General features: G+C 66.2%; 15 protein-coding genes and 2 tRNA genes. 15 read left to right on the top strand and 2 right to left on the bottom strand.

Annotated features, from left to right (window positions below):
• The first annotated feature begins 39 nt into the window (after positions 1-39).
• The 10 genes from ASD82_RS11255 to secF all read left to right on the top strand — a co-directional run bounded on the left by ASD82_RS11255 (position 40) and on the right by secF (position 10,015).
• Complete coding sequence (locus ASD82_RS11255; protein WP_056717931.1) at positions 40-642, top strand: response regulator transcription factor; 603 nt, start codon at positions 40-42, stop codon at positions 640-642.
• Between the two features lie 631 nt (positions 643-1,273).
• A tRNA-OTHER gene (locus ASD82_RS11250) sits at positions 1,274-1,343 on the top strand.
• Positions 1,344-1,413, top strand: a tRNA-Met gene (locus ASD82_RS11245). It begins immediately after the preceding tRNA gene.
• A gap of 416 nt (positions 1,414-1,829) precedes the next feature.
• Entirely contained in the window at positions 1,830-2,954 is a 1,125-nt protein-coding gene (locus tag ASD82_RS11240; RefSeq protein ID WP_056717930.1) for a slipin family protein, read from the top strand.
• Between the two features lie 51 nt (positions 2,955-3,005).
• The gene (locus tag ASD82_RS11235) at positions 3,006-4,229 is read left to right on the top strand and encodes an RtcB family protein (protein WP_200950288.1); all 1,224 of its coding nucleotides are present in this window, start codon (positions 3,006-3,008) and stop codon (positions 4,227-4,229) included.
• An 85-nt stretch (positions 4,230-4,314) separates the two neighbouring features.
• Positions 4,315-5,364: a tRNA preQ1(34) S-adenosylmethionine ribosyltransferase-isomerase QueA gene (queA, locus tag ASD82_RS11230; protein ID WP_235580693.1), complete on the top strand. Its 1,050-nt coding sequence runs from the start codon at positions 4,315-4,317 to the stop codon at positions 5,362-5,364.
• A 69-nt stretch (positions 5,365-5,433) separates the two neighbouring features.
• Positions 5,434-6,588 (top strand): tRNA guanosine(34) transglycosylase Tgt, encoded by a 1,155-nt coding sequence (gene tgt / locus ASD82_RS11225; RefSeq protein WP_056717927.1) that lies wholly within the window; start codon positions 5,434-5,436, stop codon positions 6,586-6,588.
• Between the two features lie 130 nt (positions 6,589-6,718).
• The gene (gene yajC / locus ASD82_RS11220; protein ID WP_007804525.1) at positions 6,719-7,051 is read left to right on the top strand and encodes a preprotein translocase subunit YajC; all 333 of its coding nucleotides are present in this window, start codon (positions 6,719-6,721) and stop codon (positions 7,049-7,051) included.
• 108 nt (positions 7,052-7,159) lie between these two features.
• Entirely contained in the window at positions 7,160-9,043 is a 1,884-nt protein-coding gene (secD, locus tag ASD82_RS11215; protein ID WP_056717926.1) for a protein translocase subunit SecD, read from the top strand.
• A gap of 9 nt (positions 9,044-9,052) precedes the next feature.
• Positions 9,053-10,015, top strand: a complete 963-nt coding sequence (gene secF / locus ASD82_RS11210; RefSeq protein WP_056717925.1) for a protein translocase subunit SecF — start codon at positions 9,053-9,055, stop codon at positions 10,013-10,015.
• 191 nt (positions 10,016-10,206) lie between these two features.
• On the opposite strand, the gene murU is transcribed toward secF, so the two are convergent.
• The gene (gene murU / locus ASD82_RS11205; RefSeq protein ID WP_056717924.1) at positions 10,207-10,911 is read right to left on the bottom strand and encodes an N-acetylmuramate alpha-1-phosphate uridylyltransferase MurU; all 705 of its coding nucleotides are present in this window, start codon (positions 10,909-10,911) and stop codon (positions 10,207-10,209) included.
• Entirely contained in the window at positions 10,908-11,921 is a 1,014-nt protein-coding gene (locus tag ASD82_RS11200; RefSeq protein WP_056717923.1) for a phosphotransferase, read from the bottom strand. Before ASD82_RS11200 ends, murU begins: the two co-directional genes overlap by 4 nt.
• 134 nt (positions 11,922-12,055) lie before the next feature.
• On the opposite strand from ASD82_RS11200, the gene ASD82_RS11195 reads away from it, so the two are divergent.
• From ASD82_RS11195 to ASD82_RS11175, 5 genes are all read left to right on the top strand, one after another.
• Entirely contained in the window at positions 12,056-12,544 is a 489-nt protein-coding gene (locus ASD82_RS11195; RefSeq protein ID WP_056717922.1) for an SUF system Fe-S cluster assembly regulator, read from the top strand.
• An 8-nt stretch (positions 12,545-12,552) separates the two neighbouring features.
• Positions 12,553-14,019, top strand: coding sequence for a Fe-S cluster assembly protein SufB (gene sufB, locus ASD82_RS11190; protein ID WP_200946058.1), 1,467 nt, complete (start codon positions 12,553-12,555; stop codon positions 14,017-14,019).
• Positions 14,020-14,143: 124 nt separating this feature from the next.
• Positions 14,144-14,896, top strand: coding sequence for a Fe-S cluster assembly ATPase SufC (gene sufC / locus ASD82_RS11185; protein WP_007804539.1), 753 nt, complete (start codon positions 14,144-14,146; stop codon positions 14,894-14,896).
• Entirely contained in the window at positions 14,893-16,212 is a 1,320-nt protein-coding gene (gene sufD, locus ASD82_RS11180; RefSeq protein WP_056717920.1) for a Fe-S cluster assembly protein SufD, read from the top strand. Before sufC ends, sufD begins: the two co-directional genes overlap by 4 nt.
• Positions 16,213-16,334: 122 nt before the next feature.
• A complete protein-coding gene (locus ASD82_RS11175) occupies positions 16,335-17,579 on the top strand; it encodes a cysteine desulfurase (RefSeq protein WP_056717919.1) in 1,245 nt (414 codons plus the stop codon).
• The last annotated feature ends 49 nt before the right edge of the window (positions 17,580-17,628 follow it).

Here is a 17,628-nt window from a genome sequence, read left to right as displayed (position 1 = left end):
ACCGCGCCGGTTTTCCCTTTCGTACAGACAGGCAAACCCATGATTCGTGTGTTGCTGGCCGAAGACCAGGCGATGGTGCGCGGCGCGCTTTCGGCCCTGCTCAACCTGGAATCGGATATCGACGTGCTCGGTTCGGCGGCGGACGGCGAGGCGGCGTGGCGCGACATCCAGAAGCACAAGCCCGACGTGCTGGTCACCGACATCGAGATGCCCGGGCTGACCGGGCTGGAGCTGGCCCAGCGCATCCAGCGGCAGGAGTTGCCGATCAAGGTGGTCATCGTCACCACCTTCGCCCGTCCCGGTTTCCTGCGCCGCGCGCTGGACGCCGGCGTGTCCGGTTATCTGCTGAAGGATGCGCCGGCCGAGAACCTGGCTGAAGCACTGCGCACCGTGCATCGCGGCGGTCGCGCGATCGACCCGCAACTGGCATTGGAGGCGTGGTCGGAAGCCGATCCGCTGAACGATCGCGAGCGCCAGGTATTGCGCCTGGCCGGTGAAGGGCAATCGGCCGGCGACATCGCCGCGCAATTGAATCTGTCGCATGGCACCGTGCGCAATTATCTTTCCGAGGCGATCGGCAAACTCGGCGTGGCCAATCGCATCGAGGCTTATCGACTGGCACGGCAGAAAGGCTGGTTATAGGAATATTCGGGTATTCGACAAAATCGCTTGCACTCCAAAAATAATCCGCGTATTGTTCGCGTCCTTCGCCATCCGGCGATAATCCGATGAAGAAACTTTCCATGTCATTCCGTCTCGTTCCCACAAACAAGCCATGCATGTCGCGCGACTACCGCGACGCGGGTCTGTTTGCGCGCGATGAAAGGCACGACCTGGCAACCGCTTTCCAATAATCGACTGATCCCTTTGCGGAGATCGGTCACCCCGATCTCCCGAGGCCACGCGAACGCCCTCGGGTCGCCATACCCGGGGGCGTTTTGTTTTTGGCGTTCGCCCGGGGATGCGCATGCATCGAACCACCTTGCAGGAATTCGCTACGCCCTGAAGCATCCGGCTCGTGCAGCCGAGGCAGGGGCACGGCTGCAGACCGGCGCATGTGCGCTGCGTCCCGATGCTTCGGCGCGGGCTGTGTGCGGATCGGATTCCACACGAACAGGGTTTTCACGACCCGCACGAATGCCCGGTTGGCGACAGCCGGGCATACGGAACATCAGCCACAAGGGCTTTCAGCGGCGCGGGTTCCCAAGACCCGCCCGGTGCGCGCGGCTCTGCCGGCAGCGTATGCCGGGGCCTGCGGGGAGATGTTCCGCGATGACGTTGGCTCAGTGGTAGAGCGGCAGCGAAAGCTGCAGGTCGCCGGTTCGAATCCGGCACGTCAGCCACTGGATAGCTCAGATGGGTAGAGCATCGGTCTCATAAACCGAGTGTCGCGGGTTCGACTCCCGCTCCAAAACCATGACCTGTCACGTCATGACACCAGGAACGAAAGTTCCGACCAGGAAACGCCTCGTGTGGAACGCGGCACGCCCGTCAGGGATGAGGGCGGATCGAATGACGCAGCGAGGATCGAGCCGGGCCGGCCCCCTGAAGGCGGGACGGTCGGTCGTCGAACGACATCGCGGCAAGGCATCGCCGTGATCAGCCGATGACCGACTCTCTTCCGAAGCGTGCGGGCTTCGCTGGATCAGTCGTCAAGAGGCGTTTCCGCCTTTTTCAATAAAGCTTGCGGTTATTGAAGATAATCGCGTGTTTATCCCGGAAGGGAGGGGTGATTGCACCCCGAAGTAAATCACGGCCCGTATCGATCCGGCGGCCGGTGATTCATTCAATACGGATCGAAACAAGGAATATCGACAAGGAGTATCGCCATGTTCTGGCTCAAGCAAATCGTGATCGGCGACGGCGAGCGCGGTCTGCTGTATCGCAACCGTCGTTTCGAGCGTGTGCTGTCGCCGGGCGTCCATCGCCTGTTCGACCCGCGCAAGCGCATCGCCGTGACGGTGCACAGCCTCACCCGCCCGGAATACGCCGGCAGCGATGCCGAGGTGTTGATGGCGCAGATGGACGGCCCGCTGGCCGAGTGCTTCCTGGTGGCCGACATCGGCACCGACCAGGTCGGTCTGGTGCTGAAGAACGGCAAGCTGGAAGACGTGCTGGCGCCGGGTACGCGCAAGCTGTACTGGAAGGGCATCGTGCCGGTCGAGGTGCAGGCGGTCTCGCTGGTGGAAACGCTGGAGATCGATGCGCACGTGGCCAGCCGTCTGCGTCAGCTGGGCGTACTCGGCAAGGTGGCGGTGACGGTGGATGTGCCGGTGGAATCGACGGGCCTGCTGTTAGTCGACAACAAGCTGGTGCGCACGCTGGCGCCGGGTGCCTGGGCGTTCTGGAATTTCCGGAAGAACGTGGCGGCGGAGGTGATCGAGCTGCGCGTGCAGTCGCTGGAAGTGTCGGGCCAGGAACTGCTGACCCGCGACAAGGTGAGCCTGCGGGTGAACCTGGCCGCCAGCCTGCGCGTGACCGATCCGGTCGCCGCGCGTACGAAGGTGGCCAAGTACGGCGACTACCTCTATCGCGAGCTGCAATACGGCTTGCGCAAGGCGGTGTCCGGCAAGACGCTGGACGAGCTGCTGGGCGACAAGGCTTCGCTGGATGCGGACATCTTCGCCTACGTGCGCGGCCGTGTCGTCGAGCTGGGCATCGAGGTGCTCGGCGTGGGCGTCAAGGACGTGATCCTGCCGGGCGAGATGAAGGACATCCTCAACAGCGTGGTGCAGGCGGAAAAGGCGGCCCAGGCCAACGTGATCCGCCGGCGCGAGGAGGCGAACGCCACGCGTTCGCTGCTCAACACCGCGCGGCTGATCGAGGAAAGTCCGGTGCTGATGCGTCTGAAGGAGCTGGAGGCCTTGGAAAAGGTCACCGAGAAGATCGACAAGCTGACCGTGTTCGGCGGCCTGGACGGCGTGCTGAACCAGCTGGTCAGCCTCAGGCAGTAACCTCGTGGCGCGCGCACGGATGCGCTCGCCACGATCCATTCAAGGAAAGATGTGATGAGCAACCAACAATACGAACTGCTGCATGCCGAAGGCAGCGCCACGCCGATCAAGGGCTGGGTGCACGGCGTGCCGCTGGAAGATTCGGCGAAGCAGCAACTGCGCGACATCGCCACGCTGCCGTTCGTCGGTCCGTGGGTCGCGGTGATGCCGGACGTGCATCTGGGCAAGGGCGCCACGGTGGGTTCGGTGGTGCCGACCCGGGGCGCGATCATCCCGGCCGCAGTCGGCGTGGACATCGGCTGCGGCATGGCCGCGGTGCGGACCACGCTGCGCGCCAGCGACCTGCCGGACAACCTGGCCCAGCTGCGTTCCAGCATCGAGCGCGGCGTGCCGGTCGGCAACGGCCGTGGCGGCGAGCATGGCAAGCCGTCGGACGGCATCCACACGATGCTGGTCGAATCCCGGCTGGCCGAGCGGCTGGAGGCGATCAAGGCGAAGCACCGCAAGATCCGCACCGACAAGGTCGACCGGCAACTCGGCACGCTTGGCGGCGGCAACCACTTCATCGAGGTCTGCCTGGACGAATCGGGCGCGGTGTGGGTGATGCTGCACTCCGGTTCGCGCGGCACCGGCAACCTGATCGGCAGCTACTTCATCCAGCGGGCGCGCGAGGAGCTGGCGCAGCGCGTGCTGGGCTTCGACCTGCCGGACAAGGACCTCGCGTTCTTCATGGAAGGTGAGCCGCTGTTCGACGACTACGTCGAAGCAGTGTCCTGGGCGCAGGATTACGCCCGGGCCAACCGCGAGGCGATGATGGCGCGGGTGCTGGCCGAGATGCGCCACCGGCTGCCGAAGTTCCAGCTGGAACAGATGGCGGTGAACTGCCACCACAACTACGTGCAGAAGGAGACGCACGGTGGCGAGGAACTGCTGGTGACCCGCAAGGGCGCGGTGAGCGCCCGCGCCGGCGAGCTCGGCATCATCCCGGGCAGCATGGGCACGTGCAGCTACATCGTGCGCGGCAAGGGCGACCCGGACAGCTTCCACAGCTGCAGCCACGGCGCGGGCCGGGTGATGAGCCGTACCGCGGCGCGCCAGCAGATCACCCTGGCCCAGCATCGGGAAGCCACCGCCCACGTCGAATGCCGCAAGGACGCGGCAGTGATCGACGAGTCGCCGGCGGCGTACAAGTCGATCGACGCGGTGATGGCCGCGCAGACCGACCTGGTCGAGGTGGTGCACACGCTGCGCCAGGTGCTGTGCGTGAAGGGATGAGCCTGGGCGCCGCTCCGCGAGGAGCGGCGCTTTTTTTGCAGGCGTGCCCCGGCGCGTCCGCTGCGGGATAATGCTCCGTTTCCCGATGCCGGCCACACCTGCCTTGAAGAAGTCCGATTTCGATTTTGAGCTGCCGCCCGAGCTGATCGCCCAAGCCCCGCTGCCCGAGCGCTCGGCCAGCCGGATGCTGCTGCTCGACGTGGCGGCGCAGTCGCGGCAAGACCGCATGTTCCGCGAACTGCCGGACTTCCTGCGGCCCGGCGACCTGCTGGTGTTCAACGACACCCGCGTGATTCCGGCGCGGCTGTACGGGCGCAAGGACACCGGCGGCGCGGTGGAGATCATGCTGGAACGCGTCACCGGCGCGCACGAGGCCATCGCCCAGCTCGGCGTCAGCAAGAAGCCGAAGGAGGGCGGCCGGATCGAGCTGGCCGACGGCAGTCACGCGGTGGTGCTGGGTCGCGAGGAGGGCTTCTTCCGGCTGCGTTTCGAGGCACCGGAACCGCTGGAAAAATTGCTGCTGAAACTGGGCGAGATGCCGCTGCCCCCGTACATCGAGCGCCACGCGGACGCCAGCGACATGGAGCGCTACCAGACCGTGTTCGCCCGCGAACCCGGCGCGGTGGCGGCGCCGACCGCGGGCCTGCACTTCGACGAGGCGACCCTGGCCCGGCTGCGCGAGCGGGGCGTCGAGTTCGGTTACGTCACCCTGCACGTGGGCGCGGGCACGTTCCAGCCGGTGCGTGCGGATGATCTGAAAGACCATCACATGCATACCGAGTGGCTCAACGTCGGGGCGCACCTGATCGGCCAGATCCGCCGCACCCGCGCGAACGGCGGGCGGGTGATCGCGGTGGGCACCACCGTGGTGCGCGCGCTGGAAAGCGCCAGCAAGGACGGCGAACTGCATCCGTTCGCCGGCGAGACGCAGATCTTCATCTTCCCCGGCTACCGCTTCAGCAGCATCGACGGCCTGCTCACCAACTTCCACCTGCCGCAGTCGACCCTGCTGATGCTGGTCTCGGCGCTGGCCGGGCGCGAGTACATGCTCGACGCGTATCGCCACGCGGTGGAGCAGCGGTACCGGTTCTTCTCGTATGGCGATTCGATGCTGATCCTGCCGCGCGGCGTCTAGGCGGGGTCGGAGTCATTTTTTCGCTCGCGAAAAAATGACTCCGACCCCTTCAAGGCCGATAATGGCTGGATGACCTCCCTTCAGTTCAACGTTCACGCCACTGACGGCGCCGCCCGCCGCGGCCGCCTGACTTTCGCCCGTGGCACCATCGAGACACCGGCCTTCATGCCGGTGGGCACCTACGGTTCGGTCAAGGCGATGACCCCGCGCGACGTCACCGAGACCGGCGCCGAGATCATCCTGGGCAACACGTTCCACCTGTTCCTGCGGCCCGGGCTGGAGATCGTCGAGAAGTTCGGCGGGCTGCACCGCTTCATCGGCTGGGACAAGCCGATCCTCACCGACTCCGGCGGCTTCCAGGTGTTCTCGCTGGCGCACAAGCGCAAGATCACCGAGGAGGGCGTGACATTCGCCTCGCCGGTCGACGGTTCGAAGGTGTTCCTGTCGCCGGAAGTGTCGATGCAGATCCAGAAGACCCTGGATTCGGACATCGCGATGATCTTCGACGAGTGCACGCCGTATCCGGCCACCGAGAAGGTGGCGTCCGACTCGATGGAGCTGTCGCTGCGCTGGGCCGCGCGTTCGCGCCGCGCCTTCGACGATTTGAAGAACCCCAACTCGCTGTTCGGCATCGTGCAGGGCAGCGTCTACGAGAACCTGCGCCGGCGTTCGGCCGCGGGCCTGATCGACATCGGCTTCGACGGCTACGCGGTCGGCGGCCTGGCGGTGGGCGAGCCGGAGGCCGAACGCAACCACGCGCTGGACTTCACCGTGCCGCTGCTGCCGGTGGACAAGCCGCGATACCTGATGGGCGTGGGCCGGCCCGAGGACATCGTCGAGGCGGTGCGCCGCGGCATCGACATGTTCGATTGCGTGATGCCCACCCGCAACGCCCGCAACGGCTTCCTGTTCACCGCCGAGGGCACGCTGCGCATCCGCAACGCCAAGTACGCCACCGACACGGAGGTGATCGAGGAAGGCTGCGACTGCTACAGCTGCAGCAACGGTTTCAGCCGTGCCTACCTGCGCCATCTTGACCGCTGCAACGAGATCCTCGGCAGCCAGCTGGCCACCATGCACAACCTGCGCTATTACCAGCGGCTGATGGCCGGGCTGCGCGAGGCGATCGCCGGACAGGCCCTGGAAGCGTTCGTGGCGGAGTTCTACGCCCGTCGCCGGGTAGCCGGGGCGGGGTCAGGGTCGCTTTTCGCAGGCGAAAAGTGACCCTGACCCCTTGAAGGACCCCTCGCGGCCGCTGCCGTGCACGCTCCGGGGGTGCATGGCATAATCGGGAATCTTTTCCCAGGCGTTCTGTCGAAAACCTCGACAACGCCCAGACTTGCGAGACAAACCCATGAGTTTTCCGATCTCCCCCGTGCTGGCCCAGGCCGCGGCTCCGCAGCCCGCCGGCGGCGGCATGTCCATGATCATCATGATGGTGGTGCTGTTCGGCCTGATGTATTTCATGATGATCCGTCCGCAGGCGAAGCGGCAGAAGGAGCATCGTGCACTGATCGCGGGCCTGGCCAAGGGCGACGAAGTGGTCACCAACGGCGGCATCGCCGGACGGGTGGACGAAGTGGGCGAGACCTTCATCACCGTCGAGATCGCCAGCAACGTCAAGGTGAAGGTGCAGAAGGGCGCGGTGCAGCAGGTGTTGCCCAAGGGCTCGCTGAAATCCGTCTGAAGAAGTACCGGACGCCGCCAGGGGGCCTGGGCGGCGACTTGCAACGTGGCCATTCCCGATTGTTGCTACCGCCGCGGCCTGGTGCCGCGGCTTTGATGGATGCAAGGCATGAGTGATTTTCCTCGCTGGAAGTACGCGCTGGTCGCGCTGGTGATGTTGTGCGGCGTGATCTACGCGCTGCCGAACGCCTTCCCGCCGGTGCCGGCGGTACAGGTCACCGCGAACCGCGATGCGCCGCCGATCAACACCGCCTTCCAGCAGAAGGTGGAAGCCGGGCTGAGGGCGAAGAAGATCGCCGTGAACGAGGTCTTCGTGGAAGGCGACCACCTGCTGGTGACGTTCGCCAACTCCGACGTGCAGAAGACCGGCTCCGACGAGATCAAGGCGCTGGTGGGCGACGGCTACACGGTCGCGTTCAAGCTGCAGTCCAACGTGCCGCACTGGCTGGGCGTGATCGGCGCCCGCTCGATGCCGCTGGGCCTGGACTTGCAGGGTGGCGTGCACTTCCTGATGCAGGTCGACCAGAAGGATGTCATCGAGAAGCAGGAAAACAGCTACGCCGATGACGTGCGCAGCCTGTTGCGCCAGAAGAACATCCGCTACGAGTCGGTCACCCGCAGCGCGGTCAATGGCCAGGGCATCTCGGTGATTCTGCGCTCGGCCGACGACCGCAAGACCGCGTCCGACGCGATCGCCAACGAATACACCGACCTCAACGTGTCCGACGGCGCCAGCACCGGCGACCGCTTCATGCTGAAGGTGACGGTCAAGCCGGAAAAGTTGCGCGAACTGGCCCGCGGTGCGATCACCCAGAACCTGGGCACGCTGCGCAACCGCATCAACGCGCTGGGCGTGTCCGAGCCGCTGATCCAGCAGCAGGGCGAAAGCCGCATCGTGGTCGAACTGGCCGGCGTGCAGGACCCGACCGAAGCGAAGAAACTGATCGGCGCGGTGGCCACCCTGCAGTACCGCCCCGGCATCGGCCAGCCCGGCGATGCGCGTGCGGTGGAAGCAGCGCGCACCGGCAACATCCCGCCGGATGCCAACCTGTATTACATGCGCGGCGACAACCGGCCGGTGCTGGTCAGCAAGCAGATCATCGTGACCGGCAACCAGCTGATCGACGCCTCTTCCGGCATCGACCAGAACAGCGGCACGCCGAAGGTCGACGTGACCCTGAACGCCGCCGGCGCCCGCAAGATGGGCGACTTCACCAACGCCAACGTCGGCAAGCCGATGGCGGTGGTGTACGTGGAGCAGGTCTACGAGACCAAGGTCGTCGACGGCAAGGAAGTGCGCGTGCCCAAGATCACCGAGACGGTGATCAACGATGCGACCATCCAGGGCGCCTTCAGCAAGCAGTTCCAGACCAGCGGCCTGGGCAGCCCGAAAGAGGCATCCGACCTGGCCCTGCTGCTCAAGGGCGGCGCGCTGGCCGCACCGATGGACATCGTCGAGGAGGGCGTCATCGGCGCCAGCCTCGGCCAGGACAACATCGACAAGGGCTTCAAGGCGGTGCTGCTGGGCCTGGCGCTGGTGCTGCTGGCCGCGGCGATCTACTACAAGCTGTTCGGCCTGGTCGCAGACATCGCGTTGTTCTTCAACCTGGTGATCCTGGTGGCTGTGATGTCGCTGATCGGCGTCACCCTGACCATGCCCGGCGTGGCCGGCATCGTGCTGACCCTGGGCATGGCGATCGATGCGAACGTGCTGATCTGCGAACGCGTGCGTGAGGAGCTGCGCAACGGCTCCAGCCCGCACGCCTCGATCCGCGCCGGTTACGAGAAGGCCTGGTCGACCATTCTGGATGCGAACGTCACCCACCTGATCGCGGCGCTGGCACTGACCACGATGGGTACCGGTGCGATCAAGGGCTTCGGCGTGACCCTGCTGATCGGCATCCTGACTTCGCTGTTCACCTCGGTGACGTTGACGCACGCGTTCACCGCGGCGATCCACGGCCATCGCAAGCTCAAGACGCTGTCGGTCTAAGGAATCCCCATGGAAATTTTCAATCACGACAGCAATATCCACTTCCTGGGGATGCGCAAGTACACCGTGGCCATCGCCATCTTCCTGATGGTGGCCTCGATTGGCCTGATCGCGTTCAAGGGTCTCAACTACGGCCTGGACTTCACCGGTGGCGTGTCGATGGTCGTCGACTACGAAAAGTCGGTGGAAATCGCCGATGTGCGTGGCGCGCTGGAGAAGGGCGGCATCCACAATGCGATGGTGCAGAGCCTGGGCGGTACCCGTGAGGTGTCGATCCGCCTGCAGCCCAAGGACGATCCCGGCGCCGTCGATGCCGCCGGCAAGTTCAACCTCGACAAGATCGCCGCCGACGTGGTCAAGGTGCTGCACGTGGCCCGCCCGGACGCGAAGCTGAAGAGCCGCGACTACGTCAGCGCCCAGGTCGGCCAGGAATTGCGCAGCGACGGTACGGTGGCCGCCGTGTTCGTGATCCTCGGCATCATGGCCTACCTGTGGATCCGCTTCGAGCGTCGCTTCGCGATTGCGGCGGTGGCCACCGAAGTCCATGACACCCTGGTCACCCTGGGCATCCTGGCGCTGGTCCAGCGCGAGTTCGACATGACCGTGCTGGCCTCGGTGCTGGCGGTGATCGGCTACTCGATCAACGACAAGGTGGTGGTGTTCGACCGCATCCGCGAGTTGTTCCGCCTGGCGCGCAAGGCCGAGCCGGAGGAAATCCTCAACCGCTCGATCAACAACACGCTGTCGCGCACCATCATCACCTCGCTGTTCACCGGCATCACCATGGGTGCGCTGTACTTCTTCGGTGGCACCGCGGTGCATGGCTTCGCCGTCACCATGCTGATCGGCATCGTGGTCGGCACGCTGTCCTCGATCTTCGTCGCCAGCCCGATCCTGCTGTGGCTGGGCGTGTCGAAGAAGGACCTGATGCCGGTGACCAAGGAAAACCCCGAGCTGGCGCGGCGCCCCTGAAGCAACCATCGCTCGCGTTGCGAGCGATTCCAAGTGGTCTTCCCCTGCATGCAGGGGAAGATGCCCGCAGGGCAGATGGGGTAGCTCCCAGTCGAAGCGAGATCCGCTTTCTTCACGTGCCCGCAGGGCAGCCGAACGAAAACGGCCCGGTGCAATCCGGGCCGTTTTTTTTGCATGAGACGCGCCTCACCTTACCCCCGTAACCCGTCCTCCAGCTCCGCCAGCCGCTGCGGCGTACCCACATCGGTCCACGCGCCCCGATGGTGCGTACCGCCGATCTGCCCCCGCGCCATCGCCGCCTCCAGCAGCGGCCGCAGCTTGAACCGTGGCGGCTTCGCGTCGGCGCCCGCTGCGGCACCGACCGCCCCGGCCCAGTCGTCCAGCAACTCGCGGCGGAACACGCCGATGCCGCTGTAGGTCAGCCGGGGTTCGCCGTCGCCGTGGACCTGTCCCATCGCGTCCAGCCGGAAATCGCCGCCGGGATGATGGGCGGGGTTGTCGGTCAACAGCAGATGCACAAGGCCGCGAGGCTCGGCGGGCAGCCGGCCGAAGTCGGCGTCGCACCACACGTCGCCGCTCACCACCAGGAACGGCTCGCTGCCCAGCAGCGGCAGCGCGTTCAGCATGCCGCCACCGGTTTCCAGCGGTATCGGCCCTTCGTAGGCGTAACGGATGCGCAGGCCCCAGCGCGAGCCGTCGCCCAATGCTTCGGGAAACTGTTCGGCGAGATGCGAGGTGTTGATCACCACGTAGTTCACGCCGGCGGCGGCGAGCTTCTCCAGATGCCGCACGATCAGCGGCTTGCCGCCGACGCGGAGCAGCGGCTTGGGCGTGTGATCGGTCAACGGGCGCATGCGCTCGCCGAGGCCGGCGGCAAAGATCAGCGCGTGCCTCATGCCGCTGCCGCCTGGCGCAGGTCGCGTGTGCCCACCTGGCGTTGCAGGAAGGCCACGAAGTCGGCCAGCTCGGGGTAACGCGCCGCCACCTCGATCACGTAGTCGTACACGCGGGGCAGGTCGTCGAGATAGCCGGACTTGCCGTCGCGGTAGTACAACCGGCAGAAGATGCCCAGCACCTTGATGTGCCGCTGCAGGCCGATCAGGTCGAACCAGCGCAAAAAGCGTTCGCGACTGACCGCCGGTTCGATCAGGCCGGCGCCGAGCAGACGCAGGCGATGGCCTTCGGCCCAGGCCTCGACCCGGGCGCGATCCCACACGATGTAGCAGTCGCGCAGCAGCGAGGCGAGGTCGTAGGTGATCGGCCCGTGCAGCGCGCCCTGGAAGTCGATGATGCCCGGGTTGTCGTGCGCGGTGATCAGTAGGTTGCGGCTGTGGTAGTCGCGATGCACGAAGCAGCGCGGCTGTTCCAGGGCGCTTTTCAGCAGCACGGTGAAGGCCGATTCCAGCACGTCCCATTCCTCGCATTCGGGCGTGCAGCCGAGGTGCCGGCGCAGGAACCACTCCGGCATGATCTCCAGTTCGCGTTGCAGGAAGGCATGGTCGTACGCAGGCAGGCCGTTCGTGTCCGCCTCGCGCTGCATGCGCAGCAAAGCTTCCAGCGCGTCGCCGTACAGCGCGTCCACCGTGCCCTCGTTCAACGCGGGCAGGTAGAGCCGCGAGCCGAGATCCTCGATCAACAGCAGGCCCTGTTCGAGATCGTGCGCCCGCACCTGTGGCACGTGCAGCCCGGCGGCGGACAGGCGCGCGCCGATTTCCAGCCACGGGCGCGGGTCCTCCTGCGCCGGCGGCGAGTCCATCACGATCCAGCTCTGGCCGGCATGCCGGGTGCGCCAGTAGCTGCGGAAGCTGGCGTCGGCCGAGGCGGATTCGAGGGTCAGCGAGGCATCGTCGAGGATGCTTCGGGTCCAGGCAAGGCGGATGGTGGCGCGGTCGGCGATCGGGGTCATGGCAACGCTGGGCTACGGGAGAATTCCAGCTTAGCGATCCGCTGCCGTCGTGACGAGGCGGCGGGGCTTTATTGACCGCGAGGGCTCTAATCAGTACCATTTCAGTCCTGATTCAAGCCCGTTCCGAGCGCCCCATGCTCCGCGTCAGCCGACTGACCGATTACGCCACCGTGGTGATGACCTGCATCGCTGCGCACCCGACCGAGGTGCTGAGCGCGGTGCAGATCGCCGACGAGACGCGGCTGGAGCTGCCCACCGTGAGCAAGTTGCTGAAGGCGCTGGGCCACGCCGCGCTGGTCGAATCGTTCCGCGGCGTCAATGGCGGCTACCGGCTGGCGCGCGCGGCTGCCGACATTTCGCTGGTCGAGATCGTCGAGGCGATCGAAGGCCCGATCGGCATGACCGAATGCAGCATGGCCGAAGGCCAGTGCGATCGCGAGGCGCAGTGCGGCGTGCGCGGCAGCTGGCAACTGGTCAACAACGTGCTGGACAACGCGCTGCGCGCGGTCAGCCTGGCCGACATGCTGAAGCCGCAACCGCCGCGGCCGTCGCGACGGATCGCCTCCGTGGCCATCAGCGACATCGCGATGCCGGCCAAATCCCGCCGGGTCACCACCGAATGAACGAGATCATGAACGAGCAGAGCAGCACCGCCACCGCGTTGCGCGACAACGCCGCCGTTGCCGAGGCACTAGGCCGCAGCTACAGCGCCGGCTTCGTCACCCAGATCGAGATGACCGGCCTGCCGCCTGGCCTGGACGAAGACACCGTGCGCGCGATCTCGGCGGTCAAGGGCGAACCGGAGTGGATGACGAACTGGCGGCTGGACGCCTTTCGCCATTGGCTGACCATGCCCAAGCCCGACTGGGCCAAGCTCAACATCGATCCGATCGACTACCAGGCGATCAGCTACTACGCCGCGCCCAAGAAGCAGCCCAAGTCGCTGGACGAAGTCGACCCGGCCCTGCTGGAAACCTACGAGAAGCTGGGCATTCCGCTGCACGAGCGCGCCGCGCTGGCCGGCGTGGCGGTGGATGCGGTGTTCGACTCGGTCTCGGTCGGCACCACCTTCCGCAAGCAGCTGGCCGACGCCGGCGTGCTGTTCTGCTCGATGAGCGAGGCGATCCGCGAGTATCCCGGGATCGTGCAGAAATACCTGGGCAGCGTGGTGCCCACCGGCGACAACTTCTTCGCGGCGCTGAACTCGGCGGTGTTCTCCGACGGCAGCTTCGTGTTCATTCCGAAAGGCGTGCGCTGCCCGATGGAACTGAGCACGTATTTCCGCATCAACGCGCAGAACACCGGCCAGTTCGAGCGCACCCTGATCGTGGCCGAGGAGGGCGCCCACGTGTCCTACCTCGAAGGCTGCACCGCACCGAAGCGCGACGAGAACCAGCTGCACGCGGCGGTGGTCGAGCTGGTGGCGCTGGAGAAGGCGCAGATCAAGTATTCCACCGTGCAGAACTGGTACCCCGGCGACGAGAACGGCGTGGGCGGCATCTACAACTTCGTGACCAAGCGCGGCGACTGCCGCGGCGACGATTCGAAGATCAGCTGGACCCAGGTCGAAACCGGTTCGGCGATCACCTGGAAATACCCGTCCGTGGTGCTGCGCGGCGATCGTTCGGTGGGCGAGTTCTACTCCGTCGCGCTGACCCATCACTTCCAGCAGGCCGACACCGGCACCAAGATGATCCACCTCGGCAAGCACACCAAGTCCAAGATCGTCTCCAAGGGCATCAGCGCCGGCAGGAGTTCCAACAGCTACCGCGGCCTGGTGAAGATGGAGAAGGGCGCCGAGGGCGCGCGCAACTACACCCAGTGCGACAGCCTGCTGATCGGCAAGCAGTGCGGTGCGCACACCTTCCCGTACATGGAAGTGAAGAATCCCAGCGCCATCGTCGAGCACGAGGCGACCACCTCGAAGATCTCCGACGAGCAGATGTTCTACTGCCGCAGTCGCGGCATCGCCGAGGAAGACGCCGTGTCGATGATCGTCGACGGCTTCTGCAAGCAGGTCTTCCGTGAACTGCCGATGGAGTTCGCGGTGGAGGCGAAGAAGCTGCTTGAGGTGTCGCTGGAAGGTGCGGTGGGTTAGAGCAGGGAATCGGGAGTAGGGAATGGGGAATAGTAAAAGCCCCGTTCCCGCTCCCTTCCAGACTGCCGCGTCGCCTGCTTTTTTCTATTCCCCATTCCCCATTCCCCATTCCCGGCTCAAAACCATGCTGAAAATCGAAAACCTGCACGCCCGCGTCGAGGGCAAGGAAATCCTCAAGGGGCTCAGCCTCACCGTGAACGCGGGCGAGGTGCACGCGATCATGGGGCCGAACGGCGCAGGCAAGTCCACCCTGGGCAATGTGCTGTCCGGCCGCGACGGCTACGAGGTGACGGCGGGCACGGTGAGCTACAACGGCATCGACCTGCTGGCGCTGGAACCGGAAGCGCGGGCGGCGGCCGGCGTGTTCCTGGCGTTCCAGTACCCGGTGGAGATTCCCGGCGTCAACAACACCTATTTCCTGCGCGCGGCACTCAATGCGCAGCGCAAGCAGCGCGGCGAGAAGGAACTCGATTCGATGGCCTTCCTCAAGCTGGTGCGCGAGAAGCTGAAGGTGATGCAGATCTCCGACGAGCTGCTGCACCGTGCCGTCAACGAAGGTTTCTCCGGCGGCGAGAAGAAGCGCAACGAGATCTTCCAGATGGCGGTGCTGGAGCCGCAGCTGGCGATTCTCGACGAGACCGACTCGGGCCTGGACATCGACGCGCTGAAGCAGGTGGCGCAAGGCGTCAACACGCTGCGCTCGCCCGGGCGCGCGTTCCTGATGATCACGCACTACCAGCGCCTGCTCGACTACGTGGTGCCGGATTTCGTGCACGTGCTGGCTGACGGCCGCATCGTCGAGAGCGGCGACAAGTCGCTGGCCCTGCGGCTGGAAGAACAGGGCTATGCCGGCGTGAGGCACGGAGCGGTGGCATGACCCAGCCGGCCACCTTGCCCCTGGTCGAGTCGCTGCTCGACGCGCCGCTGCCGGCCAGCGGCATTGCCTGGCTGGATGCCGCGCGGCAGGAAAGTCGCGACGCGTTCGCCAGCACCGGCCTGCCCGATACCCGGATCGAGGCGTGGAAGTACACCGCCTTGCGCGGCCTGGCCCAGCGCCGCTTCGCCCACGGCGACGCGGCCGCGTCCGGCCGCGCCGTCGATCCTTCGCTGCTTACCCTGCCCGGCGTCGAGGGCGCGCGACTGGTCTTCGTCAACGGCGTGTTCCGGGCCGACCTGTCGACGCTGGACGCGCTGCCCGACGGGCTCACCCTGCAGCCGCTGTCGCGCGTGTTGAAGGACGACGCCGAGCCGTTGCGCTTCGGCTGGTCGCGATCCGCTACCCGTGCCGAGGCGCACGGTGCCGCCGATGCCTTCGCGCGGATCAACGCCGCCAGCGCCGCCGACGGCATGGTGCTGAGCGTGGCCGCCCGCGCCACGATCGCGGCGCCGGTGCAACTGGTCTTCGTCGGTGCGGACGGCGAGGCGGAGCTGGCCTGGCATGCGCGCAACCTGATCGAGCTGGGCGAGGGCGCGTCGCTCACCCTGGTCGAGCAGCACCTTGGCGACGGCGGTCAGGCGCAACTGGCCACCTTCGTCAGCGACATCCACGTGGGCGCGGGCGCAAAGCTGCATCACGTCATGCTGCAGAACGCGGCGTCGGCGGCGAACCTGATCCGGCACAGCCACCTGCGCCTGCAGGCGCGCAGCGAAGCGACCCTGCACGTGGTCGAACTGGGCGGCGCCCTGGTGCGCCACGACCTGCAGGTCGAACTGCTGGGTGACGAGGCGAAGCTGCACACGCGCGGCGTGTTCATGCCGCACGGGCGCCAGCACATCGACACCCAGCTGGCGATCCGCCACCAGGCGCTGAACACCGCTTCCAGCTCGAACTGGCGCGGCGTGGCCAACGATCGTGCCCGTGGCGTGTTCCGCGGCGCCATCGTGGTGGCGCCCGGTGCCGACGGCAGCGACGCCAGCCTCAGCAACAAGAACCTGCTGCTGTCGGCGGGTGCCGAGATCGACACCAAGCCCGAACTGGAGATCTACGCCGACGAGGTGCAGGCTGCTCACGGCGCCACGGTCGGCCAGCTCGACGAGCGTTCGCTGTTCTATTTGCGCTCGCGCGGCATCCCGCTGGCCGAGGCGCGCGCGCTGCTGACCGCCGCGTTCTGCCGTGCCATGCTGGATGACCTGCCGAACCCCGGGTTGCGCGAACACCTGGCCAGCCTGCTGATCGCACAATTGCCGGAATGATGTTTATCTCCTCCCCCTGCCTGCAGGGGGAGGCTGGGAGGGGGTAGTGCTCTCGCGGCAAAGAGCGTCCCCACCCCAACCCTCCCCTGCAGGCAGGGGAGGGAGCCAACCGGATTCCTTGAATGAACACCACAGCCAGCCCCGCCACCGTCTTTGACATCCAGCGCATCCGCGCGGACTTCCCGCTGCTGTCGCGCACGGTGCATGGCAAGCCGCTGGTGTATTTCGACAACGCGAACACCAGCCAGAAACCGTTGCCGGTGATCGAGGCGATGAACGAGCACTACCGCGAGCACAACGCCAACGTGTCGCGCGCGGTGCACCAGTTGGGCGAGGAAGCCACCGCGGCGTACGAAGGCGCGCGCGACAAGCTGGCGCGCTTCATCAACGCGCCGTCGCGCAACGAGCTGGTTCTTACCTCCGGCACCACCCAGGCCACCAACCTGGTGGCCTACAGTTATGCCCTGCCGCGGCTGCAGCCGGGCGACGCGATCCTCACCACGGTGATGGAGCACCACGCCAATATCGTGCCGTGGCAGCTGGTCGCCCAGCGCAGCGGCGCCACGGTGAAGGCTGCGCCGATCGACCAGCGCGGCGAGCTGATCCTCGAGCAGTACATCGCCATGCTGACGCCGGAAGTGAAGCTGGCCTGCGTCACCCAGGTTTCCAACGTGCTGGGCACGGTCAACCCGGTGCGCGAGATCGCCCGCGAGTGCAGGAAGCGAGGCATCGCGCTGCTGGTGGACGGTTCGCAGGCGGTACCGCACCGGCCGGTCGACGTGCAGGCGCTGGGTTGCGACTTCTATGCGCTGACCGGGCACAAGATGCTCGGCCCCACCGGCACCGGCGCGCTGTGGGCCAGGCGCGAGCATCTCGATGCGATGCCGCCGTTCTTCGGTGGCGGCGAGATGATCCGCGAGGTGCGTTTCGACGGCACCACCTTCGCCGAGGCGCCGCACAAGTTCGAGGCGGGCACGCCGAACATCGCCGGCTTCGTGGGCCTGTTCGCCGCGATCGACTACTACCAGTCGGTGGGCTTCGAAGCGATCCATGCGTGGGAACAGCAGTTGCTGGCCTACGCCACCGAACGCCTGCGCGAGATTCCCGGCCTGCGCATCATCGGCGAGGCGGCCGAGAAGGAACCGGTGATCTCGTTCCTGATCGACGGCACCCAGGCGACCGACCTGGCCACCTTGCTGGACCTGCAGGGCGTGGCGGTGCGTTCCGGGCATCACTGCGCGCATCCGCTGATGCAGTTCTTCGGCGTGCCGTCCACCCTGCGTGCCTCGCTGGCGTTCTACAACACGCGCGAGGAAGTCGATGCCTTCATCGTGGCCCTGCTCAAGGTGCGCAAGCTGCTGATGTGAAACGGCCGGCTTTTCGTGGCCGCAAGCATGGCTCTTCCGGCCCGCGCAA

Source organism: Rhodanobacter sp. Root179, from assembly GCF_001428465.1.
In the GTDB taxonomy this organism is placed as follows: Bacteria; Pseudomonadota; Gammaproteobacteria; order Xanthomonadales; family Rhodanobacteraceae; genus Rhodanobacter.
This window is presented reverse-complemented; position numbering and strand designations above follow the sequence as displayed.

Coding starts and splice junctions, on each gene's coding strand:
- ASD82_RS11255 (WP_056717931.1), top strand. CDS start 40: ATGATTCGTGTGTTGCTGGCCGAAGACCAGGCGATGGTGCGCGGCGCG.
- ASD82_RS11240 (WP_056717930.1), top strand. CDS start 1,830: ATGTTCTGGCTCAAGCAAATCGTGATCGGCGACGGCGAGCGCGGTCTG.
- queA (WP_235580693.1), top strand. CDS start 4,315: ATGCCGGCCACACCTGCCTTGAAGAAGTCCGATTTCGATTTTGAGCTG.
- tgt (WP_056717927.1), top strand. CDS start 5,434: ATGACCTCCCTTCAGTTCAACGTTCACGCCACTGACGGCGCCGCCCGC.
- yajC (WP_007804525.1), top strand. CDS start 6,719: ATGAGTTTTCCGATCTCCCCCGTGCTGGCCCAGGCCGCGGCTCCGCAG.
- secD (WP_056717926.1), top strand. CDS start 7,160: ATGAGTGATTTTCCTCGCTGGAAGTACGCGCTGGTCGCGCTGGTGATG.
- secF (WP_056717925.1), top strand. CDS start 9,053: ATGGAAATTTTCAATCACGACAGCAATATCCACTTCCTGGGGATGCGC.
- murU (WP_056717924.1), bottom strand. CDS start 10,911: ATGAGGCACGCGCTGATCTTTGCCGCCGGCCTCGGCGAGCGCATGCGC.
- ASD82_RS11200 (WP_056717923.1), bottom strand. CDS start 11,921: ATGACCCCGATCGCCGACCGCGCCACCATCCGCCTTGCCTGGACCCGA.
- ASD82_RS11195 (WP_056717922.1), top strand. CDS start 12,056: ATGCTCCGCGTCAGCCGACTGACCGATTACGCCACCGTGGTGATGACC.
- sufB (WP_200946058.1), top strand. CDS start 12,553: ATGAACGAGCAGAGCAGCACCGCCACCGCGTTGCGCGACAACGCCGCC.
- sufC (WP_007804539.1), top strand. CDS start 14,144: ATGCTGAAAATCGAAAACCTGCACGCCCGCGTCGAGGGCAAGGAAATC.
- sufD (WP_056717920.1), top strand. CDS start 14,893: ATGACCCAGCCGGCCACCTTGCCCCTGGTCGAGTCGCTGCTCGACGCG.
- ASD82_RS11175 (WP_056717919.1), top strand. CDS start 16,335: ATGAACACCACAGCCAGCCCCGCCACCGTCTTTGACATCCAGCGCATC.